General features: G+C 39.5%; 16 protein-coding genes and 3 tRNA genes. 10 read left to right on the forward strand and 9 right to left on the reverse strand.

Translation table 11 applies throughout. The annotated features are described in order from the left end of the window. Nucleotides 1–15: 15 nt before the first annotated feature. Genes leuB through EHR07_RS17000 form a run of 3 tightly spaced genes read right to left on the reverse strand, consistent with a single transcriptional unit; the run spans nucleotide 16 to nucleotide 4,060 of the window. A complete protein-coding gene (leuB, locus tag EHR07_RS16990) occupies nucleotides 16–1,095 on the reverse strand; it encodes a 3-isopropylmalate dehydrogenase (RefSeq protein ID WP_135746146.1) in 1,080 nt (359 codons plus the stop codon). After that, nucleotides 1,092–2,309 carry an aspartate aminotransferase family protein gene (locus EHR07_RS16995; RefSeq protein WP_135746147.1) on the reverse strand — a complete coding sequence of 406 codons (1,218 nt, stop codon included), beginning with the start codon at nucleotides 2,307–2,309 and terminating at the stop codon, nucleotides 1,092–1,094. Before EHR07_RS16995 ends, leuB begins: the two co-directional genes overlap by 4 nt. After that, a complete protein-coding gene (locus EHR07_RS17000; RefSeq protein WP_135746148.1) occupies nucleotides 2,306–4,060 on the reverse strand; it encodes a phospho-sugar mutase in 1,755 nt (584 codons plus the stop codon). Before EHR07_RS17000 ends, EHR07_RS16995 begins: the two co-directional genes overlap by 4 nt. Nucleotides 4,061–4,106: 46 nt before the next feature. On the opposite strand from EHR07_RS17000, the gene EHR07_RS17005 reads away from it, so the two are divergent. Continuing rightward, entirely contained in the window at nucleotides 4,107–5,195 is a 1,089-nt protein-coding gene (locus EHR07_RS17005) for a pyridoxal phosphate-dependent aminotransferase (RefSeq protein ID WP_135746149.1), read from the forward strand. Further along, nucleotides 5,177–5,935 carry a ribonuclease H-like domain-containing protein gene (locus EHR07_RS17010; protein WP_135746150.1) on the forward strand — a complete coding sequence of 253 codons (759 nt, stop codon included), beginning with the start codon at nucleotides 5,177–5,179 and terminating at the stop codon, nucleotides 5,933–5,935. The genes EHR07_RS17005 and EHR07_RS17010 overlap by 19 nt, the downstream gene beginning before the upstream one ends. On the opposite strand, the gene EHR07_RS17015 is transcribed toward EHR07_RS17010, so the two are convergent. The 4 genes from EHR07_RS17015 to hemW form a co-directional block, all read right to left on the reverse strand. Further along, on the reverse strand, nucleotides 5,932–6,363 hold the full coding sequence (locus EHR07_RS17015; protein ID WP_004786810.1) for a CBS domain-containing protein: 432 nt from the start codon (nucleotides 6,361–6,363) through the stop codon (nucleotides 5,932–5,934). The two genes, EHR07_RS17010 and EHR07_RS17015, sit on opposite strands and share 4 nt — an antisense overlap. A 74-nt stretch (nucleotides 6,364–6,437) precedes the next feature. Then, nucleotides 6,438–6,510 (reverse strand) — tRNA-Ala (locus EHR07_RS17020). A gap of 9 nt (nucleotides 6,511–6,519) precedes the next feature. Beyond that, a tRNA-Ile gene (locus EHR07_RS17025) sits at nucleotides 6,520–6,593 on the reverse strand. Nucleotides 6,594–6,673: 80 nt separating this feature from the next. Next, the gene (gene hemW, locus EHR07_RS17030; RefSeq protein WP_135746151.1) at nucleotides 6,674–7,846 is read right to left on the reverse strand and encodes a radical SAM family heme chaperone HemW; all 1,173 of its coding nucleotides are present in this window, start codon (nucleotides 7,844–7,846) and stop codon (nucleotides 6,674–6,676) included. Between the two features lie 4 nt (nucleotides 7,847–7,850). Between hemW and EHR07_RS17035 the strand changes: the two genes are divergently transcribed. The 5 genes from EHR07_RS17035 (at nucleotide 7,851) to EHR07_RS17055 (ending at nucleotide 10,933) form a co-directional block, all read left to right on the forward strand. Continuing rightward, a complete protein-coding gene (locus tag EHR07_RS17035; protein ID WP_135746341.1) occupies nucleotides 7,851–8,333 on the forward strand; it encodes a hypothetical protein in 483 nt (160 codons plus the stop codon). 61 nt (nucleotides 8,334–8,394) lie between these two features. Then, nucleotides 8,395–8,468, forward strand: a tRNA-Ile gene (locus EHR07_RS17040). A 26-nt stretch (nucleotides 8,469–8,494) separates the two neighbouring features. Then, nucleotides 8,495–9,070, forward strand: a complete 576-nt coding sequence (locus EHR07_RS17045) for a bifunctional nuclease family protein (RefSeq protein WP_135746152.1) — start codon at nucleotides 8,495–8,497, stop codon at nucleotides 9,068–9,070. Nucleotides 9,071–9,200: 130 nt separating this feature from the next. Next, nucleotides 9,201–9,566 carry a phasin-related domain-containing protein gene (locus EHR07_RS17050; RefSeq protein ID WP_004785784.1) on the forward strand — a complete coding sequence of 122 codons (366 nt, stop codon included), beginning with the start codon at nucleotides 9,201–9,203 and terminating at the stop codon, nucleotides 9,564–9,566. Nucleotides 9,567–9,652: 86 nt separating this feature from the next. After that, nucleotides 9,653–10,933, forward strand: a complete 1,281-nt coding sequence (locus tag EHR07_RS17055) for an MFS transporter (protein WP_135746153.1) — start codon at nucleotides 9,653–9,655, stop codon at nucleotides 10,931–10,933. Here the strand turns inward: EHR07_RS17055 and EHR07_RS17060 are convergent. Together EHR07_RS17060 and EHR07_RS17065 are read right to left on the reverse strand one after the other, a co-directional pair. Continuing rightward, entirely contained in the window at nucleotides 10,930–11,553 is a 624-nt protein-coding gene (locus EHR07_RS17060; protein ID WP_135746154.1) for an ACT domain-containing protein, read from the reverse strand. The two genes, EHR07_RS17055 and EHR07_RS17060, sit on opposite strands and share 4 nt — an antisense overlap. 122 nt (nucleotides 11,554–11,675) lie before the next feature. Next, a complete protein-coding gene (locus tag EHR07_RS17065) occupies nucleotides 11,676–12,833 on the reverse strand; it encodes an Lsa36 family surface (lipo)protein (protein ID WP_135746155.1) in 1,158 nt (385 codons plus the stop codon). A gap of 108 nt (nucleotides 12,834–12,941) precedes the next feature. Between EHR07_RS17065 and EHR07_RS17070 the strand changes: the two genes are divergently transcribed. The 3 genes from EHR07_RS17070 to thiC all read left to right on the forward strand — a co-directional run bounded on the left by EHR07_RS17070 (nucleotide 12,942) and on the right by thiC (nucleotide 16,799). Continuing rightward, nucleotides 12,942–13,313, forward strand: a complete 372-nt coding sequence (locus EHR07_RS17070; protein ID WP_135746342.1) for a PilZ domain-containing protein — start codon at nucleotides 12,942–12,944, stop codon at nucleotides 13,311–13,313. Nucleotides 13,314–13,486: 173 nt separating this feature from the next. Next, nucleotides 13,487–15,004, forward strand: a complete 1,518-nt coding sequence (locus EHR07_RS17075; protein WP_135746156.1) for a hypothetical protein — start codon at nucleotides 13,487–13,489, stop codon at nucleotides 15,002–15,004. 289 nt (nucleotides 15,005–15,293) lie between these two features. Then, nucleotides 15,294–16,799, forward strand: coding sequence for a phosphomethylpyrimidine synthase ThiC (thiC, locus tag EHR07_RS17080; protein ID WP_135746157.1), 1,506 nt, complete (start codon nucleotides 15,294–15,296; stop codon nucleotides 16,797–16,799). The last annotated feature ends 9 nt before the right edge of the window (nucleotides 16,800–16,808 follow it).

Genomic DNA, 16,808 nt, shown 5'->3' on the forward strand with positions numbered 1-16,808 from the left:
TAGTTCTTCCGTAGTTTATCCAAGTGCCTTTTCGATTTCAACACCAATTTCTTTCGTACCGAGGACGGATGTGCCTTCTTCGGCGATATCTCTTGTGCGAAATCCCTTCTTTAGAACTGTTCGAATGGCATTTTCTATCGCCACAGCTTCCGTTTCCAATCCGAAGGAGTATCGTAACATGAGAGCCCCCGATAGAATTTGTGCGATGGGGTTTGCGATTCCTTTTCCTGCAATGTCTGGAGCCGAGCCACCTGATGGTTCATAGAGCCCAAACCCTGATTCAGAAAGAGAAGCCGAAGGTAACATTCCAATGGAACCAGTGATGATGGAGGCTTCATCTGAAAGGATATCTCCGAACATATTTTCACAGAGCATGACATCAAATTGTTTTGGTTTCACGATGAGCTGCATCGCTGCATTATCCACATAAAGATGTTCCAAAACACAATCCGAGTATTCTGCTTTATGAAGTGCGACTACCACTTCTCTCCACAATACCGAAGTTGTTAATACATTTGCTTTATCGATGCTTGTTACTTTTTTATTTCGTTTTCTTGCGGCATCAAAGGCTGTGCGTGCAATTCGTTCGATTTCACGACGAGAATATCTCATTGTGTCGAATGCAAATTCTTCAGGTCCACTTCCTTCTCTCCCTTTTGGTTTTCCAAAATAAATTCCCGATGTTAATTCCCTAAGGATTAAAATATCGAGTCCATCCCCGATGATATCTCCTCTAATGGGGCTTGCTTTTTTTAATTCTGGATAGATGATCGCAGGCCTGAGGTTGGCAAACAAATCAAAATGTTTTCGAAGTGGGAGGAGGGCCCCACGTTCTGGTTGTCTATCGGGCGGAAGGGTTTCCCATTTGGGTCCACCCACAGATCCAAAAAAGATAGCACTGGATGATTCACAAAGTTTAAGGGTTTCCTCAGGAAGAGGAAATCCTGTGGCATCGATGGCCGCTCCGCCAACTAATGCGTGTTCAAAGGTAAATTCAGAAGATTTGTTTCCTAATGCTTTTTTGACCACTGATAGGGCCACATCCATTACTTCTGGTCCAATTCCGTCACCGGCAAGTACTGCTACTTTTTTCATTTCATATCCTTTAATACTGATTCTAAAATATCCAATCCTTCTGTCGCTTTTTCGATGCTTAAGATGAGAGGAGGTATAATACGAATGACATTCCCTGCTGTGCTATTCACAACAAGCCCACGTTTCAAACATTCTTCCACAACGGGTCTTGATTCGGAATACAATTCCACACCGATATGTAACCCTCGTCCTCTGACTTGTTTGATTTTTCCTGTTGATTCCATCATGGTTTTCAAACGGGCAAACATTTGTTCTGAGATGGTCGACACATGGTCGAGTAAGTTACGTGATAATATGATTTTGAATGTTTCGTAGGCGGAAACGCAGGCCAAATGGTTTCCGCCAAATGTAGAACCATGCATCCCTCGTTCTAAAATGCCTTCGTATTCTTTGGCAACTACGAGGGCACCAATCGGAAAACCAGAACCAAGTGCTTTTGCGAGAGTAAAAGCATCAGGATACATTCCGTAATGTTCAAAACAAAACATCTTTCCGGTTCTACCCATTCCTGTTTGGATTTCATCAAAAACAAGAAGGGAACCCGTTTCTTCTGTGAGTTTGCGAGCTAAGTTGACAAACGATTGGCTAAGCGGAATGACTCCACCTTCCCCAATGATAAGTTCCATAATGATTCCGGCAACAGAGTCTCCATACTGTTCGAAGGCTTGGATGAGAGAATCTTCGTTATTGGCTTCCACAAAATAAACATCCGAAGCCAATTCTCCAAATCCAGAACGAACGGCTTCGTTTCCTGTCATAGTCATCGCAGAAAGAGTTCTTCCATGAAAGCTGGAATGGAGGGCAAGGATCACTGGTTTATCAATGTTTTTTTTCACTCCATGCCTACGCATGAGTTTAAAAGCAGCTTCATTTGCCTCAGTTCCTGAGTTACATAAAAATACTTTTCCAGGAATACTATTTTCGATAATGACCTCGGCTAGTTTTGCCTGTTCTTCCGAATAATAGAGGTTAGATGAATGAAGGATTTTGTCCATTTGGTTTCGCATGGCTTCAATTAAATCCGCTTCTCCATGTCCTAAATTGGAAACGGCAATTCCTGCTAAAAAGTCAATATAACCTTTGTTATCCTGATCGAAGATCATCTCTCCTACACCATATTCAAAAGCAACCGGATAACGGTTGTATGTGTTTAGGAGATACTTGTCGGAAAGTTTTTTGATTTCTTCAAATTTGGTTTTGGTATTATTACTCATTTTAGACCTGCTAATTGTAAAAACTCTGTTTCTGCCCTAGAGATTTCTTGTCCGAGAGAATCCCAAAGTCCTGAGATTTCTGATTGTTTTTTCGGTTTTTTTAGAGAAGCAAAGGAAGAGTATACTTTTACCTTTGGTTCGGTTCCGGAGGGACGAATGGTGAGTTTGGCATTTCCTTCCAGTTCCACTTGGATGACATTCGATTTTGGCATTCCTTTGAACACAGAAGCCTTGGCTTTCCCATCCGCTTTTTGTGTTTCGTAATCAAGGACTCCCACAACCTTTCTTCCTCCAATGATTTTCCCAATTAAGTTTTCCGACCGAAGTGTCTCGATGGATTTTTTAATTTGGTCTTGGCCAGAACTTCCTTCTAACGTAAGTGAATACAGACTTTCACGATACAATCCGTATTTTAAATAGATGGCATCCAAGTAAGAAAGGAGGTCACCTTTTTCTGCAAGGATTTCTACAAAAAGTAAAGCACTCGAGAGAGAATCTTTGTCCCGAACAAAGGGAACTGGCAAATATCCATAAGACTCTTCACCACCAAACAAGAAGATATTGTTCTTCTTTTTCTCAATTTGTTTCATCTCTTCTGCAATGTATTTAAATCCAGTGAGTACGTTTTTAATTTTGATTCCGTTTTTTTTGGCAATCGCTTCTTGTAAGTCCGTAGTCACAATGGTTTTTACCAAATGATAGGTTTTGGTTTTCGATTTTTTTCGTTCCGAAAGGTAAGCTGCCATAATGGAACCAATTTGGTTTCCATTTAGGTATTCATATTCTCCGTCCAAGCGGCGAACTCCCACACCCAGTCTATCCGCATCGGGGTCTGTGGCAATGAAAGTGGCAGCCTTTTTCTTTTTGGCGTGAAACTCACATAAGGCGAGAGCTTCTTTTTCTTCTGGATTAGGATATTTTACCGTTGGAAATTCCCCATCCGGTTTTTTTTGTTCAGGAACTAAAAATACAGATTTGTATCCAAAGAAATTTAACATTTCTTTCATATAATCTCCGCCAGTTCCATGTAACGGTGAATATACGATCCCCAGATCATTTCTTGTTTTGGGTTTTACCGAAGATAGAATTCCTGCTTGTTTTAAATCCTTTAAGTAGGTTTTGAAAACAACTGGTCCTACCGGTTTTACAAATTTTTTATAATCTTTATCTGTTTTTTTAACAAGGGGAATGGTCGACCAATCGTTTATCCCACTAATCCTTCCTATGATGAGAGAATCATCCGGGGGCACCAGTTGACCTCCATCGGCAAGATAGGCTTTGAATCCATTGTATTCAGGTGGGTTATGCGAAGCTGTGATGACAATCCCACCACTGGCTTTGTAATAACGGATGGCATAAGAGAGAAGTGGGGTCGGTGTCACTTTTGGAAAAATAAAAACTTTCACTCCCAGTCTGGCACCAATGCCTGCAGAGAGTTCTGCAAATTCTTTAGAGAGTCTTCTTGAGTCGTAAGCAATGACAATCGATGGATTTTTTTGTGTATCTCGTAAGTAACTGAGAAAACCAAGGGCAGCACGACCCACTGTATAGAGGTTCATCTTGCCGATTCCATTTCCAATTTTCCCACGAATTCCTCCCGTTCCAAATGTAAGGGGGACAGCATAGGAATCTACGAGTTCGGAGCTCTTTCCTTCCTTCCAATCTTCGTAAGCCTTTTTGGCTTCATTCTGGATTTCCGATGAAAAAGGTGATTTCGTCCAAGATAGGATATTGTCTTCTGGTTTCAACATAGCTTACATACTAGTCTTTTGAAGCTAAGTAGTCTGGAAATCAATTTTGGAACCTAGAGAATTTTTCATTGAAGATCGATTGGAACGATTTCGCTTAAAGGCATTTTGTAATTTAGGAGAGAGTGGGCTTGGGTTTTTTCGTTTAGAAGAAGTGCTAGGGATGGCAGGTATTTCTGTTTCTGACCTTCTCGACCTACCCATGAACGATGCACCGAACCAAGGTTCCCTGGAACTGCGCTCTGCCATTGCCAAGCTTTATCCCGGAGTTTCGCCCGAACAGGTTCTTGTCACCACAGGAACTGGTGAGGCCTTGTACTTAGCATTTCATATGATGGTAAAACCCAAAACCAAGGTGGCACTCATTTGGCCCGCCTTCCAAGCTCTCTATGAAATTCCTAAAATGCTCGGCGCCGAAATCATTCCAGTCCCACAGGAAAAAGCATTCCTTGCCTCTACTTGGAAAGAAATTGATGCTAATCTTTATATCCTAAACCATCCTCACAATCCTACAGGAAAAACTTTTCCAGATGCCGAATGGGAAAACCTCCTCAGTTGGTTTCGGGAAAAAAAGAAACTGGTCCTTTTTGATGAACACTACCGGTTTTTACCGGGAGAGGGTTCTCTTGGAAAAACGGGAGTGGATCCCAATCATTCTTTTTTTGGAACAGGTTCCTTTACCAAATGTTTTGGAGTCACAGGGCTAAGGGTTGGATGGCTTGTCGCAGAAGAATCGTTTGTACAAAGGGCACGTTCTTTTAAAGACTACTTAACTCATACTGTTTCTCCCATATCCGAAAAAATTGCCCTTGGACTTCTGGAAAACAAAGAATCATTTTTACCTGGGATCCAAACACGGGTGAGAAACAATATCGCAAAGTTTACTTCACTTTGGAGGAAACTCCCCCATACCAAAGACTTTACTGTACCACAAGGGGGGCTTGTGGGTTGGCTTATGTTAGAGCCGGGTATATCTTCTGAAGCATATGCCGATAGGCTTTTTGAAAAAACAGGTGTGTTTGTTTTGCCTGGATCTAATTTTGAAGAAGAAGGTTTCCTTCGGATTGGATTTGGGGAAACGGAAGAGCGAATGGCAGAAGGCCTAAAGCGATGGAGTGAATGTACGGATCTCATTTAAAGTCTAGTTTGCAGTTGTTTCCAGGAATTGGTGAAAAAAAAGAGAAACAACTGTTTGGTGTAGGTGTATATGATTGGGAATCTCTCCTCCAATACCAAAAACAAAAAAACGATCCTCTGCTTCCTTCTGTTTCCATTTTAGAGGAACGAAGAGAAGAATTAGAACACGAACTATCCGAAGCCAATTTTTCTTTTTTTACCAATGAACTTCCGAGCCTTGAATACTGGAGGCTTTGGCAAAACTTCCCCGAACGATTTTGTTTTTTAGACATTGAAACAACTGGAATTTCGGAATCATCGGTCACCACGGTTGTGAGTCTTTACCAAGACAAACGGATGTTAACGTTTGAAAGAGGAAAGGACTTAGAATTTCTTTTTGATTCCATTTCTCCCGAAGATATCCTTGTGACATACAATGGGAAAAGATTTGATGTACCCTTTTTAGAAAGGGAATTTCGTTATCGCGTCACCAATCCCCAACTTGATTTGATGAATCTTTTGCATTCTATTGGAATCAAGGGGGGATTAAAAAAATCCGAAGTGTTACTGGGTCTTGTTCGTCCAGAAGAGATTGCAGGGATGGATGGAAGGCAGGCCCCTTTGTTATGGTTTGAATACCAAAGAACCAATAATAAAGAAGCTCTGGAAAAACTAATTGCTTATAACAGGGAAGATACTAAGAACTTGGAAATTGTCTTAGAAAAAACAATTGATCGCCTAACAGAAAATCGATTGTTTTAGTGCGGCCCGTACATATACTCTCTGAGTATACTCATCTCTGCCTGTGTTCTAGTCAGTTTTGTTTTGACTGCATCTCCAATAGAGATAAGACCAATGATTTTATCACCGTCAAGCACAGGCATATGGCGGAAACGTTTTGTGATCATATTATTTAAGATATCATCCACGTCTTCATCGGGTCCAGCCACGGTGAGTTGTGTTGTCATTACATCTTTTAATTTGATTTTGTCTAGGTTGGCATGGTCTTTGGCTACCACTCGCATCAAATCTCGTTCCGTAAAGATTCCTACCAGTTTTCCTTGGAAGGTAACAATGAGTGATCCTACTTTCGCACCCACCATCATCTGAGTGGCTTCCAATACATTTCTATCTTCTTCGATGGAAAGAACAGAGGACGCTTTGTCTTTTAGAATATCTTTTACGGACATGTCTCAAGGTTTATAGGAATTCTAACTAGATAGCAAGAAATTTTTGAAATGGTAAGGAAAGGGAAACGGGTTTTTGGAGCGTATCGGGATCGAACCGATGACCTTCTGAATGCAAATCAGATGCTCTCCCAGCTGAGCTAACGCCCCGTTTCTTTATGGGCCTGACAAGACTTGAACTTGTGACCCCTCGCTTATCAAGCGAGTGCTCTAACCAACTGAGCTACAGGCCCGGGATACGAACAGTATTTTTCGAGAGGGGTCTATGGGCAATCTTTTTTTAAGATAATTTTAAGAAAGAAATCTGAAAAATTTAGAGTGTAATTTCTAAAATAAGATCATCTAACAAGAGTAATGCCTCTGGTTTCCATTGAAAGATTTCATTTTCGATCGAACATAAACCTTTTTTTTCCCAAGCTTCAATGGTTTTTATGTATTTGGATTTGGTCTTTGTATCCAAATACGTTTCAATAAAATCCAAATACCGAAAAGGAGAAAAGAGCCGAAATAAGGTAAAACTCAGTTCAGTAGAAGGATCGATTTTTTCATACTTAGTGGATGTTTCTTTTTTTTGGTAGAGTGCTGCATTTCTTGGATTGCCATACCTATGCCCTGCAATCATCCCATGCGCTCCTGGACCAAGGCCCAAATAGGGTTCATAGGTCCAATACTTCAAATTGTGTAAGGATTCAAACCCTGGTTTGGCATAATTGGAAACTTCGTACCAAAGGTATCCCTGTTCTTTTAAAATGCTGGGTAATTGGGTGAGGATTTCAGATTGGAGGTTCTCTTCAGGTTCCAACTTTTTATGGTCTGTTACATCACGAGAATACTGGGTTCCTTTTTCTAACGTTAAAGAATACAAACTCAAATGGGGAAGGCCCGCCTTTAAAAATAGATCTAAATCTGATAAAAACGATTCTTTCGATACACCGGGAATTCCATACATCAAATCAATTCCCACTCGTTTGATAGGAGATTTGGTGAGAATTTCCACAAGAGAATGGTAACGATCTTCGTCATAATGACGACCGAGGAATTCGAGTCCCTTTTTTTCTAGAGTTTGAACCCCGACATTCACGCGGTTGATCCCGATGGAATGGTATTTCTCAAGGAGTTCCGAACTTAAATCTTCCGGGTTTACTTCGATCGATATCTCTGGGTTTTCCGAAAAAGAAAACTCGGAACGTAAAAAATCTAAAAGGTTTTTCCAATGTTCAGGTGATGCTTTGGAGGGAGTTCCTCCACCAAAAAATACGGTATCGATAGTGCGTTTTTTGATTTCAGGAAAATGAGAAATCCTATCTAAAATTTCTTTTTGGTAAGACTTAAAAAGCGACTGTTCATCGTTAGCTGGTGCAGCTCCAATCCCTTCCGAATAAAAATCACAATAATCGCATTTTTTAAAACAATAGGGGAAGTGGACATAGACTCCTAAATAGGAATTTCGGACTTGCCAGATAGATTGTTTGTCTAATATTTCCATGAATATGAAAGGGTTTTGGATGGTTATTCTATTTTTGGGAATCCCTACCTTTTCGATCCTTTCACAGACGGTTGTAGAACCAAATCAAAAGTTTGTTTGGGAGACTTTTTCTTTTGTTTTTCCCGAACCTGTGGTGGTAAAATTAGAATCTACCACAAACAAAAAACTCACCATCTATCCTGCCAAACGAGATGGATTTTTTATGGTGGTGCGAACTCTTCCTTGGAACGAGCCATTGATGGACAAATTTCTTTGGAAAGAATCCGTTTTTACTCGGGGAATCGAACCCAAAGAAATCCAAAAGACTGTCGGAAAATTCAACTTTCAAATTTTCCAGGCAGACCAAATTCGAAACCAAAATGCCCTTCGTAACCAAGTTTGGATTGGCCTAGATACAAAACCAGGATTGTGGATCTGGGTCCAATGGAAAACAGATCGCAAAGACCTCACAGAATTCTTTGAATCCAACCTGTTTCTTCCGCTTTAACTACCAATCTTTTGTTTTATGCTTGTCTCTACTTATTTCCCCGAAAGATTGGAAGTCAGTGGGGCCTATAGCTCAGTTGGTTAGAGCAGCAGACTCATAATCTGCGGGTCGAAGGTTCGAGCCCTTCTGGGCCCACAAAATAGGAAAGGTAACGATATTCTATGGAGTTTTATGAAGTAAAAATCTCTGATATCAGCCTGACCAATGTGGGTTTTGCTGTATTCCTGCGTCCGAAAGATTCGGAAGACAAACGTGTGGTTCCCATCTTCATCGGGCCACTGGAAACTCATTCCATCACCACTGTGATTGATGGAACCAAACCCCCAAGACCAATGACACATGACCTTATGTTGTATATGTTGACTTCTCTTGGAGCCACAGTTCTCAAAATCACCATCGAAGAAATCATCGATAGTACGTTTTATGCCAAAATCCAACTTCGAAAAGATGAAGAGATCATCACTTTGGATGCAAGGCCTTCTGATTCCATTGCCCTTGCCTTAAGGGCTAATGCTCCTATTTTTATCGCCAAATCCGTATTAGATGAAACTGGGATTATTATGAAGGAAGATGAAATCCAAGGGGAGAGTATTTCTTCTGAGAAAAAAATCCAAGCCCTACCAAAATCAAATCTTCAAATTTTAGAAGAAACTTTGGAAAACGCATTAAAAACAGAAGATTACGAAACCGCTGCAAAAATCCGGGACCAAATCAAGAAACTCATCGAAAATAGTTAAGAGAAGTTCTTTTCTTAACTATGTCACATAGAAAATCCGTACATTCGAATTTTTTAATTGTAATCCCATATCAAATTTCCTAAACTTAGAATCCAAAAATAGGGGTCTTACCCCATCATAGGGAAGTTGTATGGAAAAATTAGTTATGGATGTTGTGAATGCTGGAATTGCTCTCTTTCGTTCCGGCGAAGAAAAGTTAAAAACTGCAGTGGTTGATTTAGAGAAAGTTTACAATGATCTAAAGTCAAAAGGGGAATTGGACAAATCCGCTGAGTCCCAAAAAATTCGTGATCTCTTAAGCAAAACAATTGCTGATGCGCAAGGTGCCATCGGGAAAACCAATGCAAGTTACGATGAAGTTCTAGCTAAACTTCAGGCCAATTACCAATCCATTTACCAACAAATTGATACGGCAATTCCTCCTCAAGTGAAAGAAAAATTGAAACAAACGTTAGATGAATTAAAAGTCCTGATTGAAAAAGCAAAATCAAAATAGTTTTTTTGATTTTAGTTTTTAAAATTTAAGAAATGGCCACAGAGTTTTCTGTGGCTTTTTTTATTTGTGCTTGGAGATTAGTCTAGATGAGTACGTCCCCAAAACGAATCAAATTCATTCTTTTCCTGATTGTTTTTACAGACATGATGGGTTTTTCCCTTCTGTTTCCATTATTTCCCAAAACCTTAGAATTTTTCTTATCCAAAGGTGATGATACTTTGTTCAGAATGTTCTATTCTGCCGCAAATCTTTTGTCTTTTGGTGGAGATACAAAATACACCTTCGTATTGTTTGGTGGAATATTGGGCAGTATTTATAGTTTTTTACAGTTCATTGCAGCACCGGTTTGGGGAAGGTTTTCTGACCACTCAGGGAGGAGGGCCATTTTACTTTTTACGACTCTTGGGAATACCATTGGATATTTACTATGGTTGTTTTCTTCGCAGTTTTGGATGTTTGTTCTTAGCCGGGTCATTACAGGAATGATGGGGGGAAACTTGTCTGTAGCATCGGCTGCTATGGCAGACCAAACCGATGAAAAATCAAGGGCTGCAGGAATGGGATTTTTGGGAGCCGGAATTGGTCTTGGATTTGTAATGGGCCCGCTCCTTGGGGGAATCAGTTCCCAGTGGAACTTTTTGGATTCCTTTTATAAGGAAGGATCGATGGTAGTTTTTCCTGCTTCTGCTTTATTTGCGATTCTTGTCTCACTTCTTACGGTTATTTTAGTTTTTGTGTTTTTACCACATAACAAACCGGAAGTGATACCAGAAAAAGAGATCCATCCATTTTTATCTTTAAGAAAAATCGAATCCCGGAATTTGGTTCGAATTTCCTTATTAAATTTACTTTTTGTACTTAGTTTTTCTGGCTTTGAATTTGTTGTGAATTTTTTTCTTTCTGATACCTTCCAGTTTTCTCCCAAAGAAATAGGTTTCACTTTTTTATATATCGGAATCATCATCATACTCGTGCAAGGTGGTGTGGTGCGGAGACTTTCTGGAAAAATTTCGGAAAAAAGAATTTCTCTTTATGGGGCAGTCCTTGTTGTGATTGGGATGGGGTTACTTGTTTCCTTTGGAACCAATTTTACGGGATTATTTATTTCCTTATTCTTCTTGGCTTTTGGAAGTGCACTGGTCAATCCAGGTTTGTCTTCTTTTGCCTCACTTGAGAGTGGAAAAGGGGATCTAGGACGATCCCTGGGACTCTTTCGAAGTTTTGGTTCCCTCGGAAGAGCCGTGTCTCCAGTCGTATTCTCTTTGTTATACTTTCAAAAAGGACCTAGTTTAGCTTTTTTTGTATCCTTTGTCCTTCTTGTTGGATTTGCGTTTTTACTTTGGACGCAAAAAGAAAAAACGGCTTAAAGGAAAGATTCTAATTTCGCACGAAGCATGGGAAACATTAGTTTCTCATCTAACTTCTCACCGGTGAGAGAAGTACGAAGTAGAAAACTATCTCGGATTTTGCCATCAAAACTATTGGCTGTAAAACTAATGATATCAATGCCTAAATGAAAAAGAGACTCCGTAATTTGGAATAAAATCCCTGGAATGTCTTTCATCCGTAAATCCATAACGGTGAAATCGGAGGAAATAGGATTATAAAGTTTGAGACTAGCTTCAGAATCTCCGATTTTACGTACCAAAACTTCTTCTTTCGCATTTTCCCGTAAATACATCGCAACAGTTTTTCCTTCGTAAAACAGAGAGTAGAGGTCCGTTCGGATTTTTGACAAAAGTTCTTCTGTCATTTCGCCTCCGTCCCAACTCCGAATCACAAACAAATCTTGGACATGCCCGTCACTGGCAGTTTCTGCCACCGCTTCTAAAATATCCCAACCATGGTTGTAGAGTACGGAGGTAACTCGGTAGAGGATTCCTAAATCATCTTGGGATAGAGAAATTTTCAGCAGGGTCGTATCTTTTCTTGGGACACAAGAAACATGTAGAATGGGTTTTTTGATTTCTTGCATAGTGGTTGCCATAGAATTCTCCCTTTGGTTCAGCATTTTGCTTAAAAAATGAACAGTAAGTGTTTGGAAAAAACCTCACTGCTTCTAAAATAGCCGTGTTCTAAAGAAATTGCAAAAATGGTGCCAAGTGTCAGTTAAAAGGTAAATTTTGCACCAAACATAACGGATTGTACATTTTGTGCTACGATTGCTTCTAAGGTGAGTTTGGTGATCAGGGCATTAATTTCAATTCCGGCAATGAGAAAGTTAGTTGTGTTAGGTGCTTGCGCTTTTCCACTTAAATCCATGGTGAGTGTTCCTGATTTTGTTTGGCCTAAAGCAGAAGCGGGAATTTGGGCAGCAATTTCTGGAGAAAGAGAAGCTGAAACTGCATTGGAATCAAGGGCTAAGTTGATTGGGCCTGATCTAGATAAATTTAAATTCGAACTTCCAAAGTTCATGGAAGTTCCCGCACCGGCAAATAGAGTGAAGAAATAAAACATACGAAAGCCAGTGCGAACATCCAGAGGAACACTTGTGACAGTACTCGAATAATTGAATTTTGTGGCCCCACCCCAAGTTCCAATTGCAGGACCAAGGGTTAAGGTTTGTGTTTTATTGTCGTTATAAGTTAAGTCGATCACTTGTCTTTGGTAGTGGAGTCCAAGTCCCATTGAAATTCCAGAGAATTCGAAAAGTCCAATTCCATCGGAATAGTTTTCAATGATATGAAATCGTAATGTAAATCCGCCAGAGGTAATGTCACCACCAAGTTCTATGTTTTTATTTTGTGACTCTATTGCTTTTTGTACATCACCTTGTGCAAAGTTAAATTTGAATCCATGCAGATATAAATTGAAACGATGTAAAAAAGTTTTTAATTCGGGTTCCGTATCGGAAGGTCCTCCCCCCATTAACCAACCGAGATTGATCGCCACAATAAAGTTAGGTGCAAGTGCTGCTCCCACATTTGGAAGTTTTTGGAAACTGAGGCTTTGGTAGGCTACGTTGATATCTTCTTTTTTTTGACCTGCAATTGACAATCCCACTCCCACCTGGAAACGGTTCACAATTCCTGGGCCCATAAGGGATGAGTTGATATTGGATACAACCGCTGCTTCTGACATGGTAGCGAGTACTTTGTCTGTGTATTGGAATTGTAGGGCTTGGTCGACACTATTCAGCTGAGATTGAATGGTTGTTGGTAGTATTCCGCAAGCATCTCCCGTACAGGTCACCTTTGCATGGACGAGTCCATTTGGGACAAATACCAAACTAAATGTGAGGGAAAGGATACCTATGCGTAATTTCATGTCGCCCCTAATATACCAAATATCGGAGATTGGTCTATGCTTTCTTAACAAATGAACGTAGATCTATTTCCTAGTTTACAAGTTAGAATTTCTATAGATTATGAAAACATGGCACCGATCCAAGAAAAACGGAAATACGTCCGAGTACAACCACTTGAAAATGAACCTGTAGCAATCCATTTGATGGGGACTGCCCTTTTGGACGTTTTAACTGCGAGTGACATAAGTATGGGTGGTATTGGAATCATTGCTCCTAACCATTTTGATGAATGGGATATGCATGAAACCGTTGAAATCCTTGTGGCCCTACCTGGTGATTTAGAAGATTTTTTAGCTCGCGGTGTGATCAGACAGGTTGGTAAAAAATCGAAGGAATCAGGGGTGTACGGGGTTCAATTTACAGAAATTGGTACCAAGGGAAAACAAGACTTACAAGTTTATATCAATCGAATGATTCGGCAAGGTCGAGAAGTCAAATAACCTAAAGAGCCACAGCTTAGTTAGTGGCCATTGGCTCATAGAATGCCTTTGTGAATCAAATAGAGGCACTTTGAGTCAAATCAAGATTTTCTGAACAATGAGTTAGAATTGTTCTAATATTTATTTACAACTATTTCCAAATGTTAGTATATATGAATGTTTGGAGGTTGTGTATGGCAATGTTTCGACTATCAGGTGTTTCAAGGTTAGACCAACTCAAAATATACGCACCGATTTTTTTGCAAAACTTAGAAGATTCTCATAAACGAGAATTGATGATCACAGACCAAGCCTCGAAAGTACTTTCCACACTTAGAAAACTTTGTGTACCTGATTTAAACCAAAGTTATTTTGCCTTCCAATTAAATGTTGATTCTATAAAAGAAAATGAATTGAAAGTCTATGGAAAAACAATGGTTTCGCTCATCCAGAATTTACTCGACAACCATTTAGCGATGCCAATTTTTTATATAACCAGAGTAGAGGAAGAGGAAACTGCAAATATAATTCCATCTATTTCCCAAACGATTGGTCCCATCCAAGTAGAATTAGCCATTGTATCATATTCTGGTGATAGGTTCGAAGAAAAGTATGCATTAGCTTTCAATGCAATTGCCGCCAGATCCTTTGTAAATCTTCAAAACTTTTTAGTTGATAATTATAAGTGGGAGGCTTCCGATTTTTTCCAAATAACTAAAGAAGTTTTAAATTCAAAACCATATTCTATCATTCGTCAATTATTAGAAGAGTTTGAAACCCCCTTTGACATTCAGTTGGAATTCAAAGAAGAGCTGATAGAATATTTGGAGCAAGGGTTTCTAAATTCTGAAATTTATTTTTTTATCCCTCATGTTGGTTGGATTTATTTTGATACAACGGACCCAATCCAACAAGAAGCTGAATATTCTCCTTTTTTCGAACAAACGATTATACCTTATCTTTTAGAATTAGAACCTAGTTTAAAAGAATCTTACAATTTAATGAAAACTAAAATTTCTGAAACAAAGTTTGATGAACTAAGAAGTAAAACTTACTTACCTCAAATTGAATTTGCCGAAACTGTTGGATCGATTTTTTATCAAGAATCCACACCGGTAATGGAGTTTGTTAAAATTTACCATTTACTTTGTTCAAAAGCAGAAAAAATCTCTGAGGAAAAAGCAGAAAGAGAGGCAAAACAACATTTTGATATTTTATATACGATGATGAAAATGGGAGATAATTTCATTAGTCGATTTTTACTGATTGGTCAAACATTGTATTCGGGAAGGGATCGCGTCATCGAAGCCCTAAAAAATACAGATGATGTGATGCATTGTGAGTATTATTTCAATTCAACATTTTATTGGGTTTTTCTTTCGAAAGATATTAGTTCTGCCAATATCGTTTTGGATAAAATCATAGAACAATATTATGAAGGGGACCATACACTTTATATATTTGAAATGTTAATGGAAAGATATCCAGAAGTGAAAAAGAGTTTTTTATCCAATCAAAAGTTTAAAAATTTATACAAAGCTGCAAAAAATACAGTATATTGGAAACAAGTATCCATTTTTCAACGAATGTTTCGGTTTTTTATCGGTGATGAATTTCCGGCCGATTGGGAAAAAAGTATCTTATCCAAGGTCAAATACACCCAAATGAAAGCTAAGTATCTACCTCGGGTCAATAAAACGAAACATGCCTGAATTCTTTTGGTCCGTTAATATTGACTTGCCAAAAAAATCTTTTGTCATCATTTGAGAGATAACCGTTAGGGGTGCTATTTCCTTTGTCACAATGTTCATTGGGGCAGGGGTTGGCTGAGAAATACCCTTTTTGAACCTGATCCTGGTAATGCTTGCGAAGGGAAACGTGAAAAATGAAGAAATTCAGATTAAGGTTTATTCCTTAGTTTTTTAGAATAGAGTTTTTCTCTCTGTTTTTGCTTTCTCAAGTTTTTTCCATTGGGTTAGATCCGGTTAAGGAAACCTGACTATGGAAACAAACCCCACCCATCCCATCACCATTCCAGAAACAACCATAACACTTTCTAACAATACTAAGTTTCAATCTTACCGTACGGAAGGTATGTTTTGTATTCATGAAAATGAATACGATTATAAAAAAGGAATCCCGAAACTCAGAGAACCTTGGATTCAAACCAGAGAAGCGAGAGGGGACAAGAATTTTTCCCAACTCTACTATGCCAAAAGAGATATCATTACAGAAGAAATGATGTATGTGGCCAAAAGAGAAGGGATGACTCCTGAATTCGTTTTGAATGAGGTAAAAATTGGTCGGGCGATCATTCCATCAAACAAACGTCATACGGAATTGGAACCAATGATCATCGGGAAAAAGTTTTTAGTAAAAATAAATGCCAATATTGGAAATTCTGCTATCCTATCTTCCATCGAAGATGAAGTAGAAAAACTTCGTTGGGCCTTACATTGGGGAGCTGACACTGTGATGGATCTCTCTACGGGAAAAAATATCCATGAAACGAGAGAATGGATCATTCGGAATTCTCCAGTTCCGATTGGAACCGTTCCTCTCTACCAAACTTTGGAGAAGGTAAAAGGAAAAGTAGAAGACCTAAACATTGGTGTATTTTTAGAAACTCTGGAAGAACAGGCAGAACAAGGTGTGGATTATTTTACCATTCATGCGGGGGTTCTTCGGGATTATATCCACCTAACAGACAAAAGAATTACGGGGATTGTATCTAGGGGAGGTTCCATCCTTGCGAAATGGTGTAACCATCATAAAAAAGAAAATTTCCTTTATGAGCATTTTGATGAAATCTCCAAAGTGATGCAAAAATATGGAGTTTCTTATTCACTAGGGGACGGCCTCCGGCCAGGTTGTATCAATGATGCGAACGATGAAGCACAGTTTGCCGAATTAAAAACATTGGGGGAACTCACAAAACGTGCCTGGGCCGATGATGTGCAAGTGATGGTAGAAGGTCCGGGTCACGTTCCGATGCACCTCATCCAAGAGAATGTCCGTCTCCAAGAAGAAATTTGTATGGAAGCTCCCTTTTACACACTGGGGCCACTTGTGACAGACATTGCTCCAGGTTACGATCATATCACCTCGGCCATTGGAGCTGCGATGATTGCGTGGTACGGAACAGCTATGCTTTGTTATGTGACACCCAAAGAACATTTGGGACTTCCAAACAAACAAGACGTTAAAGATGGAGTGATTGCTTATAAAATTGCTGCTCATGCGGCCGATCTTGCCAAAGGACATCCTGGTGCCAAAGAAAGAGATGATTTACTCAGTAAAGCTCGTTTCGAGTTTCGATGGGAAGACCAATTTGCCCTTTCCCTTGATCCGGAACTTGCACGTTCGTATCATGATGAATCACTCCCACAGGATGGAATGAAAAAAGCGCATTTCTGTTCTATGTGTGGCCCTCATTTTTGTTCCATGCGGCTGACAACCGATTTACGAAAAGAAACGGAAGAAGTTCAGGCGGATTCGAAAGTTTAGACAGGGAAT

This window comes from Leptospira bandrabouensis, from assembly GCF_004770905.1.
Taxonomy (GTDB): domain Bacteria; phylum Spirochaetota; class Leptospiria; order Leptospirales; family Leptospiraceae; genus Leptospira_A; species Leptospira_A bandrabouensis.